The sequence below is a fragment of the Streptomyces sp. NPDC045956 genome (assembly GCF_056430705.1).
Map to the genome: position 1 here is coordinate 227344 of NZ_JBWKKZ010000006.1, position 23956 is coordinate 251299.

General features: G+C 73.0%; 18 protein-coding genes. 5 read left to right on the top strand and 13 right to left on the bottom strand.

Going from position 1 to position 23956, the window contains the following annotated elements; translation table 11 throughout:
* Nucleotides 1–50: 50 nt before the first annotated feature.
* Both AC07FV_RS18065 and AC07FV_RS18070 read left to right on the top strand, forming a co-directional pair.
* Entirely contained in the window at nt 51–1532 is a 1482-nt protein-coding gene (locus AC07FV_RS18065) for a zinc-dependent metalloprotease (protein WP_479088308.1), read from the top strand.
* Nucleotides 1529–2044 (top strand): NUDIX hydrolase, encoded by a 516-nt coding sequence (locus tag AC07FV_RS18070; protein ID WP_356604382.1) that lies wholly within the window; start codon nt 1529–1531, stop codon nt 2042–2044. The genes AC07FV_RS18065 and AC07FV_RS18070 overlap by 4 nt, the downstream gene beginning before the upstream one ends.
* Nucleotides 2045–2106: 62 nt before the next feature.
* Here the strand turns inward: AC07FV_RS18070 and AC07FV_RS18075 are convergent, their stop codons facing one another.
* From AC07FV_RS18075 to AC07FV_RS18090, 4 genes are all read right to left on the bottom strand, one after another.
* Nucleotides 2107–2862: an AIM24 family protein gene (locus AC07FV_RS18075; RefSeq protein ID WP_479088310.1), complete on the bottom strand. Its 756-nt coding sequence runs from the start codon at nt 2860–2862 to the stop codon at nt 2107–2109.
* A 17-nt stretch (nt 2863–2879) separates the two neighbouring features.
* Nucleotides 2880–3560, bottom strand: a complete 681-nt coding sequence (locus AC07FV_RS18080) for an AIM24 family protein (RefSeq protein WP_053136797.1) — start codon at nt 3558–3560, stop codon at nt 2880–2882.
* 13 nt (nt 3561–3573) lie between these two features.
* Nucleotides 3574–5316: a TerD family protein gene (locus tag AC07FV_RS18085; protein ID WP_479088312.1), complete on the bottom strand. Its 1743-nt coding sequence runs from the start codon at nt 5314–5316 to the stop codon at nt 3574–3576.
* A 146-nt stretch (nt 5317–5462) separates the two neighbouring features.
* On the bottom strand, nt 5463–6059 hold the full coding sequence (locus tag AC07FV_RS18090; RefSeq protein WP_479088314.1) for a M48 metallopeptidase family protein: 597 nt from the start codon (nt 6057–6059) through the stop codon (nt 5463–5465).
* A 282-nt stretch (nt 6060–6341) separates the two neighbouring features.
* Here AC07FV_RS18090 and AC07FV_RS18095 point away from each other — a divergent pair, with 282 nt between their 5' ends.
* Entirely contained in the window at nt 6342–7556 is a 1215-nt protein-coding gene (locus AC07FV_RS18095; RefSeq protein WP_479088316.1) for a TOMM precursor leader peptide-binding protein, read from the top strand.
* Entirely contained in the window at nt 7549–8940 is a 1392-nt protein-coding gene (locus tag AC07FV_RS18100; protein WP_479088318.1) for an ABC1 kinase family protein, read from the top strand. Before AC07FV_RS18095 ends, AC07FV_RS18100 begins: the two co-directional genes overlap by 8 nt.
* A 105-nt stretch (nt 8941–9045) precedes the next feature.
* Here the strand turns inward: AC07FV_RS18100 and AC07FV_RS18105 are convergent, their stop codons facing one another.
* The 4 genes from AC07FV_RS18105 to AC07FV_RS18120 form a co-directional block, all read right to left on the bottom strand.
* Nucleotides 9046–9369 carry a hypothetical protein gene (locus AC07FV_RS18105; protein WP_383645063.1) on the bottom strand — a complete coding sequence of 108 codons (324 nt, stop codon included), beginning with the start codon at nt 9367–9369 and terminating at the stop codon, nt 9046–9048.
* Nucleotides 9366–9734: a WhiB family transcriptional regulator gene (locus AC07FV_RS18110; protein WP_479088319.1), complete on the bottom strand. Its 369-nt coding sequence runs from the start codon at nt 9732–9734 to the stop codon at nt 9366–9368. Before AC07FV_RS18110 ends, AC07FV_RS18105 begins: the two co-directional genes overlap by 4 nt.
* Nucleotides 9735–9908: 174 nt before the next feature.
* The gene (locus tag AC07FV_RS18115; protein ID WP_479088321.1) at nt 9909–10241 is read right to left on the bottom strand and encodes a hypothetical protein; all 333 of its coding nucleotides are present in this window, start codon (nt 10239–10241) and stop codon (nt 9909–9911) included.
* A 164-nt stretch (nt 10242–10405) separates the two neighbouring features.
* The gene (locus AC07FV_RS18120; protein ID WP_479088323.1) at nt 10406–12610 is read right to left on the bottom strand and encodes an ATP-dependent DNA helicase UvrD2; all 2205 of its coding nucleotides are present in this window, start codon (nt 12608–12610) and stop codon (nt 10406–10408) included.
* Nucleotides 12611–12776: 166 nt separating this feature from the next.
* On the opposite strand from AC07FV_RS18120, the gene AC07FV_RS18125 reads away from it, so the two are divergent.
* Nucleotides 12777–13019, top strand: coding sequence for a mycoredoxin (locus AC07FV_RS18125; protein ID WP_356604362.1), 243 nt, complete (start codon nt 12777–12779; stop codon nt 13017–13019).
* A gap of 74 nt (nt 13020–13093) precedes the next feature.
* Here the strand turns inward: AC07FV_RS18125 and nudC are convergent, their stop codons facing one another.
* From nudC to AC07FV_RS18150, 5 genes are all read right to left on the bottom strand, one after another.
* Nucleotides 13094–14038: an NAD(+) diphosphatase gene (gene nudC, locus AC07FV_RS18130; RefSeq protein WP_479088325.1), complete on the bottom strand. Its 945-nt coding sequence runs from the start codon at nt 14036–14038 to the stop codon at nt 13094–13096.
* A 160-nt stretch (nt 14039–14198) separates the two neighbouring features.
* Nucleotides 14199–15602: a dipeptidase gene (locus AC07FV_RS18135; protein WP_479088327.1), complete on the bottom strand. Its 1404-nt coding sequence runs from the start codon at nt 15600–15602 to the stop codon at nt 14199–14201.
* Nucleotides 15603–15612: 10 nt separating this feature from the next.
* Nucleotides 15613–19326, bottom strand: coding sequence for a UvrD-helicase domain-containing protein (locus AC07FV_RS18140; protein ID WP_479088329.1), 3714 nt, complete (start codon nt 19324–19326; stop codon nt 15613–15615).
* 249 nt (nt 19327–19575) lie between these two features.
* On the bottom strand, nt 19576–23190 hold the full coding sequence (locus AC07FV_RS18145) for an ATP-dependent helicase (protein WP_479088331.1): 3615 nt from the start codon (nt 23188–23190) through the stop codon (nt 19576–19578).
* A 266-nt stretch (nt 23191–23456) separates the two neighbouring features.
* A complete protein-coding gene (locus tag AC07FV_RS18150) occupies nt 23457–23843 on the bottom strand; it encodes an MGMT family protein (protein WP_479088333.1) in 387 nt (128 codons plus the stop codon).
* Nucleotides 23844–23956: the final 113 nt, after the last annotated feature.

Genomic DNA, 23956 nt, shown 5'->3' on the forward strand with positions numbered 1-23956 from the left:
GCAGCCGTGCCGCCGGAAAGAACCGGCGGCCCTACCAGCCGAGGAACCCCGTGAGTGACACCCCATTCGGATTCGGCCTTCCGCCGGAGGAGCCGGACGACGGCGACGAGGGCAAGAAGAAGGACCAGCAGGGCGGCGGTGGTCAGGGACCGGCCAACCCGTTCGGATTCGGGATGCCCGGAGCCGGAGGCTTTGGCGGCCCCGGTGCGGACAACCCGTTCGCCGCCATGTTCGGTTCCATGAACCCCACCGATCTGGGCGCCGCGTTCCAGCAGCTCGGCCAGATGCTCTCCTACGAGGGCGGCCCGGTGAACTGGGACATGGCCAAGCAGATCGCCCGCCAGACGGTCTCCCAGGGCACGCCGGACGGCACCAAGGACGCCAGCGTGGGCCCCGCCGAGCGCAATGCCGTCCAGGAGGCCGTGCGCCTGGCCGACCTGTGGCTGGACGACGCGACGGCGCTGCCGTCGGGCGCGGGCACCGCGGTGGCCTGGAGCCGCGCGGAGTGGGTCGAGGCGACGCTGCCCGCGTGGCGGGAGCTGGTCGATCCGGTCGCCGAGCGTGTCGGCACCGCCATGGGCGATGTGCTGCCGGAGGAGATGCAGGCCATGGCCGGCCCGCTGATCGGCATGATGCGGTCCATGGGCGGCGCCATGTTCGGCACCCAGATCGGTCAGGCCGTCGGCGTTCTGGCCGGCGAGGTCGTCGGCTCGACCGACGTGGGCCTGCCGCTCGGCCCGGCCGGGAAGGCCGCCCTGCTGCCGGTGAACATCGAGGCGTTCGGCAAGGACCTCGGCGTGCCGCAGGAGGAGGTGCGGCTGTACCTCGCCCTGCGCGAGGCCGCCCACCAGCGCCTGTTCGCCCATGTGCCGTGGCTGCGCTCGCACCTGTTCGGTGCGGTCGACGGCTATGCCCGTGGGATCAAGGTGGACACGGCCAAGCTGGAGGACGTGGTCGGCCAGTTCGACCCGCAGAATCCCGAGCAGTTGCAGGAAGCGCTTCAGCAGGGCATGTTCCAGCCGGAGGACACGCCGGAGCAGAAGGCGGCACTGGCCCGGCTGGAGACGGCGCTCGCGCTGGTCGAGGGCTGGGTGGACGCGGTGGTGCACGCCGCCGCCAAGCCGCGCCTGTCCTCCGCCGACGCGCTGCGCGAGACGCTGCGCCGCCGTCGCGCCTCGGGCGGTCCGGCGGAGCAGACGTTCGCCACGCTGATCGGTCTGGAGCTGCGCCCGCGCCGGCTGCGGGACGCCTCCCGTCTGTGGGCGTCGCTGACGGACGCGCGCGGTGTCGACGGCCGGGACGGCCTGTGGGCCCACCCGGACATGCTGCCGACCGCGACCGACCTGGACGACCCGGACGGCTTCGTCCACCGTGAGCAGCTGGACTTCTCCGAGCTGGACAAGATGCTCGGCGAGGCGGCCGGCAAGCCCGACCTGAAGAAGAAGGACGAGAAGGAGCAGGACGGGAACGGGCAGGACGGGAAGGGGCACGGCGGGTCCGGGGCCGACGGCCGGAGCGACGACGCCGAGTGAGCCTTCACGACGACGCGGTCCTGGTCCTCAAGGGGTACGAGGGCCAGGACGCACTGCGCCAGGTCTACCTGGACCACCTCGCCACGCACCCCGACGGTCTGTGGAAGGCCTGCGGGGACGGGCACATCACGGCGAGCGCCCTGGTGATCGACCCGTCGCGCGGGCGGGTCCTGCTGACCCTGCACAAGAAGCTGCGCATGTGGCTGCAGATGGGCGGTCACTGCGAGCCCGTCGACCGGACCCTGGCGCAGGCGGCCCTGCGCGAGGGCACCGAGGAGTCCGGCATCGCCGGTCTGACCCTGCTCCCCGGCGGTCCGGTCCGGCTCGACCGGCACCACACACCCTGCGCCTGGCACCTGGACGTCCAGTACGCGGCGGTGGCCGCGGACGGGGCCGTGGAGGCGATCAGTGACGAGTCCCTCGATCTGCGCTGGTTCCCGTACGCCGAGGTCGCGGACGTGGCCGACGAGTCGGTCGTACGCCTGCTGGAGGCGACCCGGGCACGGCTCTGACGCGTAAGGGGTGACCGCATGTGCGATCACCCCTTACCGGGCCGTCGTCCCGCGCCGTGCGCTCAGCTCCAGACGTTGCCCTGGTTCTGGCCGCGGGCCCCCTGCTGACCCATGCCGTACTGCGCGGACAGGCCCGAGCCGAGCTGCGCGTTCTGCGGCGGCAGCAGCTCGCTGGGCTGGACGAGCGCGAAGCCGCTGCCCATGAAGCTCAGCTCCCAGCCCTCACCGGTGTTGCCCCGGCGCCGCCACACCCCGGAGGAGTGCGTCTGGGCCTGCATCTGCACGCGCAGGCCGGTGGACCAGGCGACGATCGCGTCGGCGTCGCAGTTGACGTACTTGTCGGGCGTCACCTGCATGAGCAGCGGGGCGCCCGAGGTCATCAGGGCGACCCTGCCCCGGCCGGTGATGTTGAGCTGGTACTTCCCCGAGCCGGAGATGCCGTACAGGCTGTCGACCGCGATGACCTCGTGGTGCAGGGACGAGTCCATGGCCAGTACGTAGCTGCTGTCGACGGTGAGGCCGTCCTGGTCGACGTCCATCACGTGGATGTGCTGGGCGAGGTTGGCGAAGAAGACCGTGCCCTGCCCGTGGCAGCGCATCAGGTCCAGACCCTCCCCCGTCCGTGCACGCGCGCGCGACTGGTTGCCGCTCTGGTACTCGGCGTCGAACTCGACGAGGCCCTGGTAGGCGACCATCGTGCCCTTGCGGGCGAGTACGTCGTCGTGACCCTGGAGGGCGACGCGGAGCATGTGCTTGTTCTGCAGGCTCCAGGCTTCCTGGGTCTGCTGGTCGTTGTAGGCGAAAAGCGGGCTCTGCATGGTGTTCTCGCTCCCCCTCAGCCCCGTACCCGGAGGCGGTCGGTGCTGTCCTCGCTGGGCTGGACGACGACGATCCCCTGACCCGAGAAGGCCATCTGGTAGGCCTCGCCACTGCCGCGGCCGATCAGCGACTGCGCCTTGAAACTGCGCTTGCCCTTCACCTTGAGGTTCGGGGACCAGGCGACGAGCGCGTCCGGGTCGACGTACGTCTCGTCCTCGCCACCGCCGCAGTCGACGACGATCGGCTTGCCCCGGGAGGTGAGCGCCACCCAGCCCTGGCCCGAGATCTTGGTGTTCCACAGGCCCTGGCCGGCGAACTTCGCCAGCCCCTTGACCCGCTCGACGCCCCACGTCAGGTGCGCGTCGAAGGCGAGCAGGTTGGTGGCGTTGACGGAGATCCCGTCGCCGTTGAGGTTGATGACGACGACGTTCGCGCCGTAGTCGGCGAGGTAGAGCAGGCCGTCGCCGGAGCACTTCATCAGGGGTGCGCCCTCACCGGTGGCCCAGTCGCGGGCGATCTGGCGGACGGCCGGCGGGTTGGGCTCGTACTGGACGAAGCCCTCGTAGGCGACCATCGAGCCCACGCGCGCGAGGAGGTCGTGTCCGGTCTGCATGGCGACCTTCAGCATGTGGTTGCCGTGGTTCTCCATGCGGGCGGTCACCGGTGCGGGAGCGTAGCCCGCGAGCGGCTGGTTCATGTCGGGCTCTCCCTCAGATCTCGTAAGGCTGGACGACGACGAAGTTGCCGGGCGCCGCCCGGAACTGCAGGTTGACGCTCTCGCCGGTGTCGCCCGCGTAGGAGTTGCGACGCATCCGCACCTGGCTGGAGACGACCACCTGGGCCGCGGCGGACCAGGCGACGACCGCGTTGCAGTCGGCGAAGGTGGTGGGTGTGACCGGCAGCACCACGGGCACGCCGTGCGTCTTGACGACGATGGTGCCGGTCCCCTGGAACTGCATCGTGAAGAGCGCGCCGCCGGGGATGCCGTGCCCCTCGATGCGGCGGACCTCGTACTGGAGGCTCTCGTCGAAGGCGAGGACGTTCTCCGCGGAGACGCAGATGGCGTCGCCCTGGAGCTCGAGGGGGTGCAGCATCGCGGAGTTGTCGGCGAGGAAGACCTGTCCCTTGCCGGTGCAGCGCATCAGCTGCATCTCCTGGCCGGTGGCGTTGCCCACGACCCGGCCGGCGAATCCGGCGCCCTTGTAGCTGAAGTCGACCTTGCCCTGGTAGAGCACCATGCTGCCCTGCCGGGCCAGCACGGGCTGGCCTTCGGCGCCCAGGTCGACGCGGACGAGCTTCTTGTTCTGCTGGGTCCAGCGCTGCCCGGTCGCCGTCTCACGGAACTGCTGCAGCGCGGCCGTCACACCGGCGCCCTGCGGCGCGCCCTGGGGGATTCCCTGCGGGACGCCTTGTGGCGCGCCGTGCGGGGGTCCGTAGGGGGCCTGCTGGCCGTAGCCGGGAGGCGGGGCCGGCTGGCCGGGCGGGGCCTGCTGACCGTACCCGGGCGGCGGGGGCGGGGCCTGCGGGGTGTGCGGCTGTCCGTACCCGGGGGGCGGCGGGGCGGTCTGGCCGGGGACCTGGCCGTACGGCTGCTGCTGACCGGGCAGGCCCGGCTGGCCGTAGCCCGGCGGCGGGGGCGGGGGTGGCACCGGGGAGCCGCCCGGCGGGGTGTTCATGGGCGCGACGATGGTCTGCGCGGCGTGCACGCCCGGACCGGACGCGGGTGCGGGGGGCGCAGTGGCGCCCGGCGGCGGGGCGAAGCCCTGCGGGGCCGGCTGCGGCGCGGGGGGAGTCGGGGCGGGCGCCGGCGCGGGTGCGGCGGGAGCACCGAAGGCCGGGGGCGCCGCGGCCTGGGCGGGCGGGGCGAACCCCGGCACGGCGCCGGCCTGCGGCTGCTGCGCCTGCTGCGGTGCGGGCGCCTCCTCCTCGGCCACCTCACCGCCGAAGTTCCTCAGCAGCGCGTCCAGCCCGCCGTCGAAACCCTGTCCGACGGCGGCGAAGCGCCAGACGTCCTTCAGGTAGAAGTCGCCCAGCATCACGGCGCGCTCGGTGGAGAACTCCGAGCCGCTGAACGGGTACCGGGCCACCTCCTCACCGCCCGCGACGATCCGGATGTATCCCGAAGACACCTGGGACATCTGCCCGGCGCCGTCGATCGTCGCCGTGAAGGAGAGCTTCCGGATCTGCGGCGGAATCCGGTCGAGGGTGACCCGGAAGGACTCCGTGTCGCCCGCTTGTGCGCCCAGGAGCTGGATGGATTCCTCGGGGGTCTTCGGCTGGTTGAAGAACACGAAGAACCGGTCGTCCGACAGCCGCTCCTCGGCGTCCAGACCGAAGCAGCTGATGTCGAAGCTCAGCCCGGGGCCGGAGATCTGCACGCCTACGTACAGATCCGTGCCCGCGGTGAGGTCACTGATCCTGGCCTTGTGGCCGCGTTGGAATTCCCTGGCCATGCGTTACGACCGTCCCCCATCCGAATGTAAGTGCGTCGCGCCAGGCTAACGGCTGTCCCCGACACCGGAAGGCGTCGGTACAGACCCGGTACAGAACCCGTGCCGGGCCGTGTCGGACACCTGACGGGGCGCACCCCGGGGTCGCGCTACTCGTTGCGGGCGCCGGGCACGTGCGGCAGACGGTCGGCGGCGACCACGCCCTCGAGGTAGCCCCGGGCCCGTTCGGTCCTCGGATAAGCCTCCAGCAGCCGCCAGAAACAGGGGCCGTGCCCGGGGACGAGCAGATGCGCCAGCTCGTGGAGGAGGACGTAGTCGACGACGTACTCGGGCATGCCCTGCAGGCGGTGCGACAGCCGGATGCTTCCCTCGGACGGCGTGCACGAGCCCCAGCGCGTGTTCTGGTTGGTGACCCACCGTACCGAGGCGGGCCGGGCCCGCCCCTCGAAGTACTGGCCCGACAGTCGCTGCGCGCGCTCGGCCAGCTCGGCGTCGCCGAGGACGCGTTTGCTCTCCTGGGCGGCCAGCTTGTCCAGCATGACGCTCACCCAGCGCCGCTCCTCCGCCTCGGACATGCGGGCGGGGATCAGCACGACGGTGCGGTCGCCCTCGCGGTACGCGGAGACCGTCCGGCGTCGCCGGGTGCTCCTGCGGACTTCGATCGCGCTCGTCCCCGAGCCGTTCGGCGGCGGATTCATCGGTGTGCGCTGGGACGCCCCGGCGCGGTGCAGTGGGTCGGCGGACACGCCACGACGTTACCCGCTGCACACGGGGAAGTCCCGGCTCCGGGAGGGTTCCGCGCCGATCCGCCGCCTCTGCTGTGAGGTGGACGACTGATTCGTACGACGAATACCCACCGCCTGTGGACAACTTTCGACGGCCGATCACGGATCCGGGCATGCTGGCACTCGCCGACAGATTCACGACCGATCCGACAAACCGGTACGCGTCCGACCACGGTCGGGCCGCGGCGTCGCTCGGCCACCTGCGACGACCTGGAAGACCTGGAAGACCTGGGGGGACCTGGCATGCATCCGATGGTGAAGCCCGCGCTCAGGCGCGGCTGGCGCGATCTGAACACCGTGCAGTTCGGGATGACGCCGGCGCACGCGCTGACGCTCGGCCCCGTGGACACCGCGACGGGCAGCTTCCTCGAGCTGCTCAACGGCACCCGCGGGCCGGAGCTCCTGCGCGAGGAGGGTCGCCGCATGGACCTGCCGGACGGGCACGTCGACCGGGTGCTGGACCGGTTGGCCGGGGCCGGGCTTCTCGACGACTCCCGGGGTGGCGGGCCGGACGCCGACGCCCTGCGGGAGCAGAAGGAGGTCCTCGACCGGCTCCGTCCCGATCTGGCCTCCCTGTCCCTGACCACCCCCGATCCGGGTGACGCGATCAGGCACCTGGCGGCCCGGCGGTCCCTCCGGGTGCGGGTCATGGGCGCGGGGCGGGTGGGCGCGGTGCTGTCCGCCCTGTTGTCGGGTGCCGGTGTGGGCGGGGTCGAGGTGCTCGACGGCGGATGCGTCGAGCCGGGGGACGTCGCCCCTGGCGGGCTCCCCGCCGAGTCCGTCGGCGACCGCCGGGACGCGACCGCCCGCCGTGTCGTCCGCCGCGCCGCTCCCGGCCGGCCGCCGCGCAGCGGTTCCACGCGCCCGGCCGGGGAGGCCGCGCCGGGATGGTCCCTGGTGGTCGTCGCCCCCCGCGACGATGTCGCGGTGCACGCCCCCGACCCCGCCGCCGCGGAGTCCCTGATGGCCTCGGGTACGCCCCATCTGTACGCCGGGGTCGTGGAGGGGACCGGCGTTGTGGGCCCTCTCGTCCTGCCGGGCGAGACCGGCTGCGCGGGCTGTCTGCACGCGGAGCGCGCCGAGGGGGACCCGGTCTGGCCCCGCCTGGTCGCGCAGTGGCGCTCCGGCACCCGGCCGCGGGTGCGGCCCTGCGACCTCACCCTCGCGACGACGGTCGCCGGGCTGGCCGCGGCCCACGCGCTCGCCTTCCTGGACGGCCGGACACCCTCGAGCGCCGGCGCGCGATGGGAGGTCTCGCTGCCCGGCCTGCGGTGGCACACGCGCCCGGTCCGGGCTCACCCCGCGTGTCCGTGCGGTGCCGCCGGAAAAGGTGGGCAGGAACACACCTCCGAGTACGGGGAGCGGCGCGCGACAATGGCTGGGCAAGGGCCGTCAGCGGGAGTACGCCGTAAGGCAGTACCGGCGCGGCCGGCTGTGACTTGGAGGGCGCATGTCTGATCTTCCGCGCAAGGCGGTCACCCGGACCGCCAAGCTCGCCGCGCTCCCGCTCGGCTTCGCCGGGCGGGCCACCTGGGGGCTGGGCAAGCGCATCGTGGGTGAGTCCGCGGAGATCGTCGGCCAGCAGTTGCAGCAACGCACCGCGGAGCAGCTGTTCAAGGTGCTGGGCGAGCTGAAGGGCGGGGCGATGAAGTTCGGGCAGGCCCTGTCCGTCTTCGAGTCGGCACTGCCCGAGGAGGTCGCCGGCCCCTACCGGGCGGCGCTGACCAAGCTGCAGGAAGCGGCACCGCCGATGCCGACGCGCACGGTGCACGGTGTGCTGGCGGAGCGGCTCGGTGAGGACTGGCCCGACCTGTTCCTGGAGTTCGAGGACAAGCCGGCCGCGGCCGCCTCGATCGGTCAGGTGCACCGGGCGGTGTGGCACGACGGCCGCGAGGTGGCGGTCAAGGTGCAGTACCCGGGCGCCGGCGAGGCTCTGCTCTCGGATCTGAGCCAGCTCAGCCGCTTCGCCCGCCTGCTCGGCCCGCTGGTCCCCGGCATGGACATCAAACCGCTCATCACGGAGCTCAAGGACCGGGTCTCGGAGGAACTGGACTACGGCCTGGAGGCGCAGGCCCAGCGGACGCACGCCGAGGAGTTCACGGACGACCCGGACATCGTGGTCCCGGACGTCGTCCACCAGTGCGAGCAGGTGCTGGTCACCGAGTGGATGGACGGCATCCCCCTGTCCGAGATCATCACGGGCGGTACGCCGGAGCAGCGCGACCGGGCCGGCCAGCTCCTGGCCCACTTCCTCTTCTCGGGGCCGGCCCGCACCGGGCTGCTGCACGCCGACCCGCACCCCGGGAACTTCCGGCTGCTGCCCGGCGGACCGGACGGCGAGGACGACTGGCGCCTCGGCGTCCTGGACTTCGGCACGGTCGACCGCCTCCCGGGCGGTCTGCCCGAGCCCATCGGCTCGGCCCTGCGCATGACCTTGGACGGCGAGGCCGACGCGGTCTACGAGATGCTCTGCACGGAGGGCTTCGTCAAGGAGTCCATAGAGCTGGAGCCCGACGCCGTCCTCGACTACCTTCTGCCGATCATCGAACCGGCACGCGTCGACGAGTTCACGTTCACCCGTGGCTGGATGCGGAGCCAGGCGGCCCGGATCGGGGACCCGCGCTCCCCGGCGTACCAGTTGGCCAAGCAGCTCAATCTGCCGCCCGCCTACCTCCTGATCCACCGGGTGACCTTGAGCACCATCGGGGTGCTGTGCCAGCTGGGGGCGACGGTGCGGCTGCGCGACGAGCTGGAGGAGTGGCTCGTCGGATTCCGCCCCGAGGACGAGGACGAGGCAGCGGAGGACGCGTACGAGGTGGACGGAACGGCAGCCGAGGCGTGAGCCTCCACCGCTGAACGCCCCGTGGGGCCGGTCCGTTCGGACGGACCGGCCCCACGGGGAAGAGCTCGCCTCCCGGGCGGGGAGGCCACCGCTTCGGGTGTTCGGCTACTGCATGACCGCCATGGCGAGCGCGCGCCGGGCGCGCATCGAGGCGCGCTCGGCCCGGCGCTGCATCCGGCGAGCGGTCGCCAGGCGCAGCGCCCGGCGTTCCCGCTCGGCATGCTGCAGGCGGTCGTGCATATGCGCACGAGCCAGGGCTTCTGGGATGAGTTGCATCTCTCGGGTCCTGTTCTGGCGCGAGTCCTTCGCGCCGCTGGTGGTGAAGTCTTCAGGCGTGGTGCCTGCGATGTCGTGGGTGGACGGCTTCATCGGGGCCTGCTTCTTGGGGTCGTGCGTGAGGGGACGGTCGATCGTTCCTGCGGTGTTCATGCCGTGACCGGGTTCTTGCGCGGGCGGCCACGGGGCCGCTTCCGGGCTACGACGACACCCTGGACGAACAGCTCGCCACCCCAGACGCCCCAGGGCTCACGCCGCTCCTTGGCACCGGCGAGGCAGGCCTCGACCAGCGGGCAGGTGCGGCAGAGGGACTTGGCGTACTCCACGTCGGCCGGCGACTCGGCGAAGAAGACCTCCGGGTCGTAGGAGCGGCACGGGACGGGTACGCCCAGGTTCTCGATGGCGTCGTCGAGCGCGGTGAGCGCGGTGAGCGGGGTCAAGGCGGGGTCCTCCGTGGGGACGGGCTTGGGGATCGTGTCGGAAGGCGGTACGGACGGGGCGTGCGCTTCGAGTTGCACGGGTGGTCTTCCTCGTCTGATCGTTCCGGCCGGTCGGCCGGTTGGCGGCTTGGTACCGGGTTCTTTTCTTGTCCCGAGGCTCCTTCGTGCTGTCGCCCCCGTTCGGGGACAAACAGAAGGGCCGCGGATCCCGGGTGGGGTTCCGCGGCCCTGAAGGCGCCGGCCTGATCGAGATCAGGCTGGATCACTCCAGGGTTCTGGCCCACGGAAGGCCCACATCAGGTGGTGCTGCGTCGTCTGCTTCCGGAATCCGGCACCGGTCGCGGTAAAGGCATAGGCAGGGACCTGTGCCTCTACTGCTGCTTCCAGTGCCTTGGTCGGTCGCTCATTGCGCTCACGGACGGGAAGGTCCGCAGCGGCAATGGAGGCGGAGGCCGGACGCACGGCGCGCAGGCCGGACAGACCGGTGCCCGGGTTCGAGGCGCCGAGCGTGCACAGGGAGACGGCCGAGCGATCGGTCAGTTTGGCGGTGGAGCTGACGACGGAGCTGATGTTGATGCTGATCACTGGACTCGCCTCCTCTCGGCGTCTCGGGGGACTGGGATGAACCAGTCCGCGGATATGCAAGTACAACACGGTTTCAGGGCCTCCGGGAAGGCCGCTGCTCCCGTGACCAAGAACCTATGGGGATTCCCGGGGCATGCGCAAACTATTTTTCCGACGAGTTCGCATCAGTCGTCGACGTCCCGCGCCACCCGGTCCTGGCCTGCACAGATGGCCAGGACATCGGCTCCGTAGCGGTTGAGCTTGCGCGCCCCGACTCCCGGGATCCGGGCCAGCTCGCGCTCGTCCTCGGGGACGGACTCGGCGATGGCCATCAGCGTCTTGTCGGTGAAGACGCAGAACGCGGGCTGCCCGCTGTGTCCCGCCTGGACCGCGCGCCACTCGCGCAGCCGCTCGTAGACGCCCTCGTCCATGTCGGACGGGCAGTCCTCACAGCGCATCAGCTTCATCTCGCCCGCGTCGGTGAGGGTGCGCCCGCAGACCCGGCAGCGGGCCGGGGTCCGCTGGGTCCGTCTCGGCACGGCCGCGGCCGCGGCACCGCCCCTTGCGACACCGCGTTCCACACCTCCGGAGCCGCCTCCGGCCGTGCGCCCGGCCGCCGCGCCCGAACCGGGGCGCAGCCCCTTCAGGAAACGGCTGGGCCGGCGGCTCGCCCGGCCGCCGGGCGAACGGGCCAGTGCCCAGGAGAGGTGAAGCCGTTGACGCGCGCGGGTGACGCCGACGTAGAGGAGGCGGCGCTCCTCCTCGATCTGCTCGTCGGTCTTTGCGTAGGCGATCGGCATCATGCCCTCGGTGACGCCCACCAGGAAGACGACGTCCCACTCCAGCCCCTTGGCCGAGTGCAGGGAGGCCAGGGTGACGCCCTGCACCGTCGGAGCATGCTGGGCCCCGGCCCGCTCGTCGAGTTCCCTGACGAGGTCGCTCAGCGTGGCACCCGCTCGGGCGGCGGCGAAGTCCTGGGCGAGACCGACGAGGGCGGCCAGCGACTCCCACCGCTCCCGGACCGCGCCGGACCCGGCCGGGGGCTGGGTGGTCCACCCCTCACCGGACAGCACCGCGCGCACCTGCGAGGGCAGGTCCACGACGTCGTCGAGGAGCGAGTCGTTGCCGCCGAAGCGCGCGGCGGCCCGCAGGGAACTGTGGGCTTTGCGCACCTCCGGGCGGTCGAAGAAGCGCTCCGCACCCCGCAGCTGGTACGGGACCCCGGCATCGGCGAGAGCCTGTTCATAGGTCTCGGACTGGCTGTTGGTGCGGAACAGCACCGCGATCTCGGCAGCCGGGACACCCGCGTCGACGAGTTCCCGGATACGGCGGGCCGCGCCCTCGGCCTCGGCCGGCTCATCGGCGTACTCGGTGTAGACCGGCTCGGGGCCCGCGGGCCGCTGGGAGACCAGCTCCAGGCGGTGGTCGGCGGCTCGGCCGCTGGCCTGGGCGAGCAGGCCGTTGGCGAGGTGCACGACCTGCGGGGTGGAGCGGTAGTCGCGGACCAGCTTGACGACGGTGGCGCCGGGGTGACGGCTCCGGAAGTCGAGCAGATGGTCGGGGGTTGCTCCTGTGAACGAGTAGATCGTCTGGCTGGCGTCACCGACCACGCACAGGTCGTCACGGTCCCCGAGCCACAACTCCAGCAGTCTCTGCTGGAGGGGACTGACGTCCTGGTACTCGTCGACCACGAAGTGCTGGTACTGGGCGCGGACCTGCTCGGCGACGTCCTGCCGGTCCTGGAGGACGGCCACCGTGAGCAGCAGCACGTCCTCGAAGTCGATGACGGAACGTCCTCGCTTGAGGTCCTCGTAGGCGGCGTAGAGCTGGGCGATCTCGGCGGGGTCGCGGGGTGCCTCGCGGCCCGCCTTGGCCGCCGCGAGGGCGTAGTCGGCGGGGACGGTCTGGGTCACCTTGGACCATTCGATCTCGGCGGTGACGTCGCGCAGCTCGCTCCGTTCGAGACGGATACGGCAAGCGGCGGCCGCGTCGGCGACGAGCTGGATCTTGCGGTCGACGAGCCGGGGCAGTGAGCCGCCGATCGCTTTCGGCCAGAAGTACTGGAGCTGGCGCAGCGCCGCCGAGTGGAAGGTGCGGGCCTGCACCCCCGCGGCTCCGAGCTGGCGCAGTCGGCCGCGCATCTCCCCGGCGGCCCGGTTGGTGAAGGTGACGGCGAGCACGCTGGACGGCTGGAGGATCCCGGCGCGCACTCCGTAGGCGATGCGGTGGGTGATCGCGCGGGTCTTGCCGGTCCCGGCGCCCGCCAGCACGCACACCGGACCGCGCAGGGAGGTCGCCACCTCGCGCTGCTCGGGGTCGAGCCCTTCGAGCACCGCGTCGGCCGAGTCCGGTACCTGCGGGAAAAGGGTGGAGTGCGTTGCTGCTGTCACACCGCCATGCTGCCAGGTCGCGGGAGACAGGTGAGCCGGTTGTCCACAGGCACGCTCGTATTGTCGTACCGATGCGACGGGTGTCACGTGCCGGGAATGGTGGCGCCGCCGCGGACGTTCCCTCGGTGCGACCTCATTTCCGAGCCGCCGAAGGAGCGCGAAACACATGCCGGGCACTGTGACGATGTACAGCACCACGTGGTGCGGCTACTGCCGTCGGCTGAAGAGTCAGATGGACCGCGAGGGCATCGCGTACGAGGAGATCAACATCGAGCAGGATCCGGATTCCGCCGCTTTCGTGGAGAAGGCGAACGGCGGGAACCAGACGGTGCCCACCGTGCTCTTCCCGGACGGCTCGACGCTCACGAATCCCTCGTTGGCACAGGTGAAGCAGAAGATCGGCGCGTGAGCGCTCCGCCGGCTGCGGCGTGACGTTGTAGAGGGCCCCTCCTGCCTGGGAGGGGCCCTCTACGACGTTCTGTCTCAGAAAGCGCCGCGCGTGGGCAGCGGCTTGCCGTACCAGAGTTCGATCAGGCGGGCCGCGATCGAGATGCCGTAGGGCGGGAGCACCTCGCCGGTCTCGAAGGCGGCGCCCAGCTCGTCGCGGGAGAACCAGCGGGCCTCGTGGATCTCGTCGCCGTCCACGTCGATCTCGGTCGAGGTGGCGTGGGCCATGAAGCCCAGCATCAGGCTGGACGGGAAGGGCCAGGGCTGGCTGGCGACGTACTCGACGGGGCCGACGGCGACGCCGACCTCCTCGTACACCTCGCGGCGCACCGACTGCTCGATGGACTCGCCCGGCTCCACGAAACCGGCGAGCGTCGAGAAGCGGCCCTCGGGCCAGTGCACCTGGCGGCCCAGCAGGATGCGGTCCTCGCCGTCCGTGACCGCCATGATCACGGCGGGGTCGGTCCGCGGGTAGTGCTCGGCGCCGCAGGCGGGGCAGCGCCGGATGTGACCGGCGGCGGCGATGACGGTCCGTTCCCCGCAGCGGGAGCAGAACCGGTGCAGGCGCTGCCAGTTCTCCAGGGCCACCGCGTGGACCATGAGACCGGCGTCCCGGGGCGACAGGAGCAGCCCGGCCTCGCGCAGGCCCGCCGCCCGGGCGGACTGGTCGATGCGGCCGGGCAGGGAGTCCTTCTGCAGGGCGAAGTAGCTGACGCCCTCCTCGTCGGTGCCCAGGAAGTACCGGTGCGCCTCGGTGAGCGGGGCTTCGAAGGAGGGGGTCATGACGAGTTCGGTCCGCCCGTCGGGCGTCTCGTCGATGAGGGCCTGCCCGCCGGAGACCACGAAGCAGCGTGTCGAGGGATGGCTCCACGCCGCCGCGAGCCAGGCCTCGTCGAGGCGGTGGTGGGCGGCGCGGTCGATGCCGCTCGGGGCGGTGAGCGAGATGGGACGGTCGGCTGTGTGGTCGGTCCAGGTGGTCACGGGTGCTTCCAACTCCCCCGGTGAGCGGTTCGGTTCGGCAGGCGGTTCAGCGGTACGTACGAGGGGCGGCGGCCGGGTCCGGGAGGGCTCGGTGGTGCGGGCGGCCCTACCAGGGTGCCGGGCCCGCGACACCGGTCCGGAGGCGGACCGTGCGGGGTGCTCAGGGCGCGTGCCGCCAGTGCTCCGCCAGGTCGCCCCACAGGTGGGCGGAGGCCTCGACGCCCTTCAGGAGCAGGTCGAGCTCGACCTTCTCGTTCGGGGCGTGCCAGCCGTCGGACGGCACGGAGATGCCCAGGAAGAGCACGGGTGCGCCGAGGACGTCCTGGAGGTCGGCGGCCGGTCCGGAGCCGCCCTCGCGGGTGAAGCGGACCGGTTTCCCGAAGGCCCGGCCCATGGCGCGGACCACGGACCGCAGCGCCGGGTGGTCCAGCGGGGTCAGGCACGGGCGGGTGGCCGAGCCGAAGTCGATCTCGCAACGGACGCCGGGCGGCACCTGCTCGGCGATCCAGGCGCGGACGGCCTTCTCCACCTGGTCGGGGTCCTGGCCCGCGACCAGCCGGAAGGAGAGCTTCACCATGGCGGACGACGGGATGATCGTTTTGCTGCCCGGGCCCTGGTAGCCGCCGCCGATGCCGTTGACCTCGGCGGTGGGGCGGGCCCAGACGCGCTCCAGAGTGGTGTACCCGGCCTCGCCGTGGGCGGCGTGCGACTTGGCCGTGCGGAGCCACTGCCGCTCGTCGAAGGGCAGCTCGGCGAAGAGGGCGCGTTCGCGTTCGGTGAGGGCGACGACGCCGTCGTAGAAGCCCGGGACCGCCACGCGCCCGTGCTCGTCGTGCAGGGCGGCGACGAGGCGGGCGACGGCGGTGGCCGGGTTGGGGACCGCGCCGCCGAAGGAGCCGGAGTGGACGTCCTGGTCGGGGCCGTGCAGCCGGATCTCGCACTCGGCGAGGCCGCGCATGCCGGTGCAGACGGTGGGGGTGTCCTCGGACCACATGCCGGTGTCCGAGACGATCACCGCGTCGGCGGCGAGCCGCTCGGCGCGCTCCTCGACCAGGGCGCGGAAGTGCGGGGAGCCGGACTCCTCCTCGCCCTCGATCAGCAGCTTCAGGTTCACCGCCGGGGCGGTGCGGCCGGTCGCGGCGAGGTGCGCGCGGACGCCCAGTGTGTGGAAGAACACCTGGCCCTTGTCGTCGGCCGCCCCGCGCGCGTAGAGGCGGCCGTCCTTGACGAGGGGTTCGAAGGGCTCGCTGTGCCAGCCGTCCTCGCGGGCGGCGGGCTGCACGTCGTGGTGGCCGTAGACGAGGATCGTCGGTGCCTGCGGGTCGCCGGAGGACCACTCGGCGAACACGGCGGGGGCGCCCGGCGTCGGCCACACCTCGGCGGTCGGGAAGCCGGTCTCCTTGAGCTTGGCGGCGAGCCAGTCGGCGCTGCGGTGTACATCGGGCGTGTGCGCGGGCTGTGCCGACACGGACGGGATGCGCAGCCACTCGACGAGGTCGTCGAGGAAGGCGGCACGGTGGTGCTCGATGTACGTACGGACAGCGCTGTCCGGGGTCTCGCTCATGCTCACGAGCCTATCGGCCCGCACGGACACCCTGACCGTGCGGTTCGTCACCGACCGGGTCGGCCAGCAGCAGCTTCTCCAGCGCGGCGCGGTCCGGGAGGCCGCCGGGCCGCACGACCTCGCCCGTGCGTACGAACAGGAAGGCGGCCGTCACCGACTCCAGCGGTACGCGCTGCTGCTCGGCCCAGGCGAGGCGGTACAGCGCGAGCTGGAGAGGGTCCGCGGTACCGGCACGGCTGGTCTTCCAGTCGACGATCTCGTACGTCGCCGTCGCCCCGTCGCCCTCCTTGTAGACGGCGTCCATGCGGCCTCGCACGACACGGCCGGCGAGCGTGAGCTGGAACGGGGCCTCGACGCGGTAGGGGGTGCGGCGGGCGTGCTCGGTGCGTTCGAAGGCGTCCTTGAGCAACTCCAGGTCGTGCTCGTCGGCTACCTCGGCCTCGCTGCCGGGCAGCTCCTCGGGCTCCAGGAAGGGCAGCGTCAGCGGTTCGAAGCGGGCCTCGACCCAGGCGTGGAAGCGGGTGCCCCGGCGGGCGGCCGGCTGGGGCGGGCGGGGCATGGGGCGGGCCAGCTCCTGCGCGAAGCCGTCCGGGTCGGCGGCCAGGTCCATCAGCTGGGTGGCGGTCAGGGACGCCGGGAGGCGCACCTCGGTGACGCTCTCGCGGGCACGCAGGAGCTCTCCGGTGAGCGCGTCGAGGTCGCGGTCCCAGGAGGCGACGGTCCGGGCTTCCTCGGGCGTGAGGCGGGCGGGGGCGGCGGGCTCCGGCTCCCGGGGGTGGCCGCGGAGCCGGCCGGTGCTGCGGCCTGCCTCCTCGCCCGGAGGGGGCGCCTGGTGGGGGACGGTGGGGCGGGCGGGGGGCGTGGTGCGGTCGTCCCGGGGGGTGGTGCGGTCGGTCGGTGGGACGGCGCGGTCGGTCGGTGGGATGGCCGGGCCGTTGGTGATGGTGGCGGGGTCGTCCAGAAGTGGGCCGTGGTCGTCCGGCACGGTGGCGGGGCCGGCCAGTGGCGTGGCAGGGCGGTCCGTGGTGGTGGCGGGGCCGTCCGTGGTGGTGGCAGGGCGGTCCGTGGTCCAGGAGTCCCAGTCCGTGGGGTCCTCGGCCCCGAACGGATCCTCTTCCTCCGCCTGCGGGAGTGCTTCGTCGTCGTCGGCAGGGGGCGGCGGCCAGTCGGGGTCGTCGTAGGCGTCGGCGTCGTGCGTGACCGCGGGGGCGCCGTCCTGGGAGGTGAGGGCGTCCAGGTGGGCGAGGACCGTCTCGGCGGCGGCCCGGCGGCGGGCGAGGGCCGCGTCGTCCAGGGGCAGCGGCCAGGCCTGGTCGGCGGTCGCCCGGTGCAGTGCCGGGTTCTGCTCGTCCTCGGCCGGTTCGTCCGCCCAGGCCTCGATCTCACCGTGTCCGGCGGCGCAGTGTTCGTACAGGGCCATGAGGAAGTCGGAGGGTCCCCGGGGCTTCTTCTGGCTCGGTCCCCACCAGTGGCCGGAGCCCAGCAGCAGGGACCGGGGGCGGGTGAAGGTGACGTAACCGAGGCGGAGCTCCTCGGTGTGCTGGTGCTCCTTCATGGCCTCGTGGAAGGCCTTCAGGCCGCGCGAGTCCCAGGAGGGCACGTCGGGCAGCGTGTCGGCGTCGCCTCGCAGACCGTGCGGCAGCACCTTGCCCTGGGCGGTCCACTTCTCACGGCCCTGGCCACTGGGGAAGGTGCCGGTGACCAGACCGGGCACGGCGACGACGTCCCACTCCAGGCCCTTCGACTTGTGCGCGGTGAGCACCTTGACGGTGTTCTCGCCGCCGGGCAGGGCGTTGTCGAGGCCCTTCTCGTACTGGGCGGCGGTGCGCAGGAAGCCGAGGAAGGCGAGCAGGGTGGCCTCGCCGTCGCTCGCGGCGAAGGAGGCGGCGACGTCCAGGAAGTTCGACAGGGTCTCGCGGCGGCGCGCGGCCAGGGCGTGCGGGGACGCCGATAGCTCGACCTCCAGGCCGGTGACGGCGAGGACGCGGTGCAGCACGTCCATGAGGGGGTCGGACAGCGCCCGGCGCAGGTCGCGCAGCTCGGTGGCCAGCCGCGCGAACCGTACCCGCGCGTCGGACGAGAAGGGCAGCCCGTCGTCGTCCCCGGTGCCGTCCAGGGGCGTCTCCAGGAAGGTGTCCAGGGCGTCCGCGAGCGATATCACCTCCGACGGGTCGACCCCCTCCACGGCCGCGGCGAGCCGCCGGTCGGGGTCGTCGCCGTCCTCCACGCGCGCGTGCGCGACGAGCAGCCGGGCCCGTCGTCCGAGAAGGGCGAGGTCGCGGGGGCCGATCCGCCAGCGGGGCCCGGTGAGCAGGCGGACCAGGGAGGCGTTGGCGCCGGGGTCCTGGAGCACTTCGCAGACGGCGACCAGGTCGGCCACCTCGGGCAGGTGCAGCAGACCGGAGAGGCCCACGACCTCGACGGGGACGTCGCGGGCGACCAGCGCCCCCTGGATCGCGGCGAAGTCGGTCGCCGTACGGCACAGGACGGCGATCTCGGCGGGTGCCCTGCCGGTGCGCACCAGGTGGGCGACGGAGTCGGCGATCCAGTCGATCTCCTCGGCGTGGGTGCTCAGCAGGGCGCAGCGGACCGTCCCGTCACGCTCGACGCCGGGGGCGGGGCGCAGGGCCCCCACGCCCGCGTGCATGGCGCGCAGGGGCTCGGCGAGGTCGTTGGCGAGGTCGAGGAGACGGCCGCCGCTGCGGCGGTTCTGGCTGAGCGCCTGGCGGGTCGCGGGGCGGCCGTCCTCGCGGGCGAAGTGCTCGGGGAAGTCGTCGAGGTTGGCCACGGAGGCGCCGCGCCAGCCGTAGATCGCCTGGCAGGGGTCGCCCACGGCGGTCACGGGGTGGCCGGTGCCGGCGCCGAACAGGCCCGCCAGGAGGACGCGCTGGGCCACCGAGGTGTCCTGGTACTCGTCGAGCAGGACGACACGGAACTCGTCGCGCAGGACGCGGCCCACCTCCGGGAGCCCGGCGAGCTGAGCGGACAGGGCGATCTGGTCGCCGAAGTCGAGCAGGTCCCGTTCGCGTTTGGCGGCCCGGTAGCGGATCACCAGTTCGGCCAGCTCCCGGCGGGCGGCGGCGGCCTCGGGGACCTTGCGCAGGTCGGCGTTGCCGAGCTTGACGCTCCGCAGGGACTCCAGGAGGCCGGCGTCCCAGGTGCGCAGTTCCTCCGGGCGTACGAGGTGCTCGGAGAGTTCCGCGTCGAGGGCGAGGAGGTCGCTGACCAGGTCGGCGAAGGAGCGGGTGAGGGCCGGGTAGGGGCCGGGGGCCTCGCGCAGCACCCGCGCGGCGAGCTGGTAGCGCGTGGCGTCGGCGAGCAGCCGGGAGGTCGGTTCCAGCCCGAGGCGCAGTCCGTGGTCGGTCAGGAGACGGCCCGCGAAGGCGTGGTACGTGGAGATCACCGGTTCGCCCGGCGGATGGTCCGGGTCGATCACGTCCGGGTCGGTGACGCCCGCCTTGATCAGCGCCTTGCGCACGCGTTCGGCGAGTTCACCGGCGGCCTTGTTGGTGAAGGTGAGACCGAGGACCTGTTCCGGGGCGACCTGGCCGGTGCCGACCAGCCACACCACGCGTGCCGCCATCACCGTCGTCTTCCCGGATCCGGCGCCGGCCACGATCACCTGCGGGGCGGGCGGCGCGATGATGCAGGCCGTCTGCTCCGGGGTGAAGGGGATGCCGAGGAGCTCCTTGAGCTGTTCGGGATCCGTGAGATGGGCGGACACGTCAGAGAGGCTAGCGGCGGCCACTGACAGCAGGTGCCGGATCAACGCCCGGGTGACGAGAAGCGCAGGTCAGCACCTGTGGTGCCGCTCATCACACCGGCCGGCCCCGGTCCCGTCCCGCCCTCCCGTCGCCCGGGGGCCGGCGCGCGGGATTCGCGCGGCGGATTCGCGCGGAAGGCGCACGCAGGGTTCGCGCAGGGGTGTGCCGGACGCGCGGGAAGCGCACAGAAGGCCGCCCGCCCCGGCGGCTCACTCCACGACGTGCCGTCCCTCGGGCCGTGCGCTGCAGGACGCGCGGAAGGCGCAGTGGGTGCAGTGCTGGCCCGCGGTGGGGGTGAACCGCTCGTCGAGGACCTTGCCGGCGGCCGTGGCCAGGAGGTCCCCCACCCACTCACCGGTCGGTCCCTCCAGGGATTCCTGTGCCTGCACCTTGGGAAGGGTCTCGCCACCGTCCCGTACGGGCGCCCCCTGGCGGAGCTGGACCAGCTCGGCGCCGCCCGGTGCCGGGCGGGTGCCGTCGAACACCTCGTCGACGGCCCCCTCACGAACGGCCAGCTGGTAGACGGCCAGCTGGGGGTGGCGGGCCACCTCCGCGGAGGTCGGCGCCTGCTTCCCGGTCTTGAAGTCGACGACGTAGGCGCGGCCGTCGCCGTCGGCCTCGACCCGGTCCATCTGGCCGCGGATGCGCACCTCGTAGTCGCCCGCCTCCAGGGTCACGTCGAAGTCGTGCTCGCTGGCCACCGGCGTGCGTCCGGAGCGGTCCATGACGTGCCACTTCAGGAAGCGTTCGAGCGCCACGCGCGCGTTGGCCTTCTCCTGCGCCGACTTCCACGGCGCGTCGAACGCGAGCGCGTTCCACACGGAGTCCAGACGTTCCATGAGGACGGCGAGGTCGGCCGGAGTCTGCCCCGAGGCCACCTCGTCGGCGAGGACGTGCACCACGTTGCCGAAGCCCTGGGCGGCGGTCGCGGGCGCGTCCGCCTTGACCTCGCGGCCGAGGAACCACTGCAGGGCGCAGGTGTTGGCCAGCTGGTCGAGGGCGCTGCCGGAGAGCGTGACGGGCTGGTCGCGGTCGCGCAGCGGCACCTTGCTCTCGGTCGGGTCCCACATGCCCCACCAGCGGTAGGGGTGGGCGGACGGCACCAAGGGGCGGCCGTCCTCGTCGGTGAGGGCGGCCAGGCGGGCCAGCCGGCGGGCGGCGGCCTCCCTCAGTGGTGCGGAGACGCGGGGGTCCACGGTGGTGGCGCGCAGCTCGGCGACGAGTGCCGCGACCGCGAGAGGCCGGCGGGGACGGCCCGTCACGTCGGCCGGTTCGACACCGAGTTCGGTCAGGAACCGGGACGGCTGGTCGCCGTCGTCGGCCGGTGCCTTCACGGCGGTCACCACGAGCCGTTCGCGCGCGCGGGTGGCGGCCACGTAGAACAGGCGGCGTTCCTCGGCGAGCAGCGCGCCGGGCGTGAGCGGTTCGGCCAGTCCGTCGCGGCCGATGCGGTCGGCTTCGAGGAGGGAGCCCCGGCGGCGCAGGTCCGGCCACAGGCCCTCCTGGACGCCCGCGACGACCACCAGCCGCCACTCCAGCCCCTTCGAGCGGTGCGCGGTCATCAGGCGGACGGCGTCGGGGCGTACGGCACGCCGCGTGAGGGTGTCCGCGGCGATGTCCTCGGCGTCGATCTCCTCCAGGAAGTTCAGGGCGCCCCGGCCGCCGATGCGCTCTTCCGCGCGGGCGGCCGTCGCGAAGAGCGCACAGACGGCGTCGAGGTCGCGGTCGGCGTTGCGGCCGGCCGCGCCGCCGCGCCGGGCGGAGCGTTCCAGGCGGGTGGGCCACGGCGTGCCGTCCCACAGGTCCCACAGCGCCTCTTCGGCGCTGCCGCCGCCCGCGAGACGCTCGCGGGCCTTGCGGAGCAGGCCGCCCAGGCGCTGGGCGCCGCGCGCGTACGCGGGGTCGTGCACGGCCAGTCGTTCGGGTTCGGCCAGTGCCTGCGCGAGCAGCCGGTCGGAGGGTGGCGGCAACGGGTTGCCGGCGGCACGCTCCTCCTCGCGCAGTGCGCGGCCGAGGCGGCGCAGGTCGGCGGCGTCCATGCCGGCGAGGGGGGAGGTGAGCAGGGTGAGGGCGGTCTCGGTGGCAAGCCAGCACGGCTCCTCCGCGCGGGGGGCGCCCGCGGCCTCCGCGCGCACGGCCCCCGCGCGCGTACTGTCCGCATCCGTGCCCCCCGCACTCGTGCCCTCCGCATCCGTGCCCCCCGCACTCGTGCCCTCCGTGCCCGTGCCCTCCGCGCCCGTGCCTTCCACGCCCGTGACCGATGCATCGGCGTCCGCCTCGGACGCGCTCTCCTTGCGGGTGTCCGCGCCCTCAGGAGCGGCCTCGGCCTCCGTCGCAGGCTCCTCCTCGGCCGCGTGCTCCCCGGTCCCGGCGACGTCACCGACGCCCGCCCCGGCCGCGTCACCTACGCCCGCCCCGGGGTGCTCCCCCGCCTCCGCCTGGGCCACGGCCCGCAGAGCCGTGAGCAGGGGCGCCACCGCCGGCTCGTGGCGCAGGGGGAGGTCGTCACCGTCGATGTCCAGGGGGACGCCGGCCGCGGTGAGGGCCCGGCGGACGGCCGGTATCGTGCGCGAACCGGCGCGCACGAGGACGGCCATCTCGCCCCACGGCACGCCGTCCTCCAGGTGCGCCCGGCGCAGGATGTCCGCGATGTTGTCCAGCTCGGTGCCGGCCGTCGGGTACGTGTACGCCTCGACGCGGCCCCCGTCCCGCACCGGAGCCAGGTCGCGGTGGGCGCGCACCTTGTCGGCGGGGAGGCGGGTCAGTGGCATGCGCTGGGTCAGCAGCCGGGTGGCGGCCAGCAGGGCGCCACCTGACCGGCGCGAGGTCCGCAGCACCTCGACCGGCGCCGGCCGGCCGTCCGCGCGCGGGAAGGCGCTCGGGAACTCCAGGATGCCGTTCACGTCCGCGCCCCGGAAAGCGTAGATCGACTGGTCCGGGTCGCCGAAGGCGACGAGGGTGCGCCCGTCGCCCGCCAGCGTGTGCAGGAGCCTGACCTGAGCGGGATCGGTGTCCTGGTACTCGTCGACGTACACCGCGTCGTACTGGGCGGCCAGGTGCGCGGCGACCTCGGGGCGCCGGGCGAGGAGCACCGCGCGGTGGACGAGTTCCGCGTAGTCGAGCACACCCTGCAGATCGAGCACGTCCAGGTACTCGGCGAGGAAGACGGCGGCGGCCCGCCAGTCCGGGCGGCCGATGCGCCGGGCGAAGGCCGCGAGCGCGTCCGGGCCGAGTCCCAGTTCGCGGCTGCGCGCGAGGACAGCCCGGACCTCGTCGGCGAAGCCGCGGGTGGTCAGGCAGGCGCGCAGCTCGTCCGGCCAGCGCACATGGGCCAGGCCGAGCCGTTCCAGGTCGGCCTGGCCGGCGAGCAGCTCCCGTACCGTCACGTCCTGCTCTGGGCCGGAGAGCAGCCGCAGCGGCTCGACGAACAGCTCGCTGTCCTGGTGGGCGCGGACCAGGGCGTAGCCGAAGGAGTGGAAGGTCGTCGCCCGGGGGGCACGCGCCGCACCCATGCGGAGCGCCATCCGGTCCCGCAACTCGACGGCGGCCTTGCGGCTGAAGGTCAGGACCAGGATCCGCTCGGGGTCGCCGCCTCGGGCGATCCGCTCCGCCACGGACTCGACCAGCGTGGTGGTCTTGCCGGTGCCCGGGCCGGCGAGGACGAGCAGTGGTCCGCGCGCGTGGTCAACCACGGCGCGCTGTGCGGCGTCCAGACGAGGGGGGTCCGTGCGCTCCGGCGGGGTACGCACCAGTCGGTAAGCGCCACGGCTCCCCCGTCGCACCTGGGGGTGCGACGGGTGTCCGGTGGAGGAAGAGGAGCTCACGTGGTTCGCCGGTCCTGGTGGGTGTGCTGGTGGGCCGTCCGTGCCGCGGGTGCGGCGGTGGCCCCGGGATGAGGGGGACGCGTGCGGCTGACGCTACGCCGACGGCCGAGACGGAAGGAGAGCTTCCTCTTCTTCCCTCGGGTCACTCACGGCGCCTGCGTCCCCCGCCCCACGAACGTACGTCATGCACCGCGTGTGCCCGAAGTGCCCCAATTCCCTCACATGGATCACCGGTCACACATCCGTCCGCCCGATGGCGGAAGCTGTCAGGTGTGACCCTGCGCGCGTTCGCCGCCGTCCCACCGCGCCCGCTTCAGGTCGAGGCGCGGCAGGTGACCCGCCGCGGCTCTGCTCGCCTCCTTCAGGGGAGTGCCCTCCTCCCGGTAGCGGGCGAGCGCCTCTCGTTCGTGGCCCGCGAGCAGGGCCCCGTCCGCGCGGACGACGCGCCACCAGGGCACCCCTCCCCCGTACAGGGACATCACCCGCCCGACCTGCCGCGGTCCGCCGTCCTCCAGGTACTCGGCCACATCTCCGTACGTCATGACGCGGCCCGGCGGGATCAGGTCGGTCACCTCGAGGACACGCTCGGCGTACTCGGGCAGCGTGTCCGCGTACTCCGGGACGACATCGTCCGAAAGGTTCTGCTCGCTCATCCGTCCCATCCTGCCCCACCCCACCGACAACGCCGCGTGCCCGCGACGGTGCGCGTCCCTCGCCCGGAAGCGGCGCTTCGGGCAGACTGTGCGGCCCGCACAGGCACCCTGAT

Coding starts and splice junctions, on each gene's coding strand:
- AC07FV_RS18075 (WP_479088310.1), bottom strand. CDS start 2,862: ATGCAGAGCCCGCTTTTCGCCTACAACGACCAGCAGACCCAGGAAGCC.
- AC07FV_RS18080 (WP_053136797.1), bottom strand. CDS start 3,560: ATGAACCAGCCGCTCGCGGGCTACGCTCCCGCACCGGTGACCGCCCGC.
- AC07FV_RS18085 (WP_479088312.1), bottom strand. CDS start 5,316: ATGGCCAGGGAATTCCAACGCGGCCACAAGGCCAGGATCAGTGACCTC.
- AC07FV_RS18095 (WP_479088316.1), top strand. CDS start 6,342: ATGCATCCGATGGTGAAGCCCGCGCTCAGGCGCGGCTGGCGCGATCTG.
- AC07FV_RS18100 (WP_479088318.1), top strand. CDS start 7,549: ATGTCTGATCTTCCGCGCAAGGCGGTCACCCGGACCGCCAAGCTCGCC.
- AC07FV_RS18105 (WP_383645063.1), bottom strand. CDS start 9,369: ATGAACACCGCAGGAACGATCGACCGTCCCCTCACGCACGACCCCAAG.
- AC07FV_RS18125 (WP_356604362.1), top strand. CDS start 12,777: ATGCCGGGCACTGTGACGATGTACAGCACCACGTGGTGCGGCTACTGC.
- AC07FV_RS18135 (WP_479088327.1), bottom strand. CDS start 15,602: ATGAGCGAGACCCCGGACAGCGCTGTCCGTACGTACATCGAGCACCAC.
- AC07FV_RS18150 (WP_479088333.1), bottom strand. CDS start 23,843: ATGAGCGAGCAGAACCTTTCGGACGATGTCGTCCCGGAGTACGCGGAC.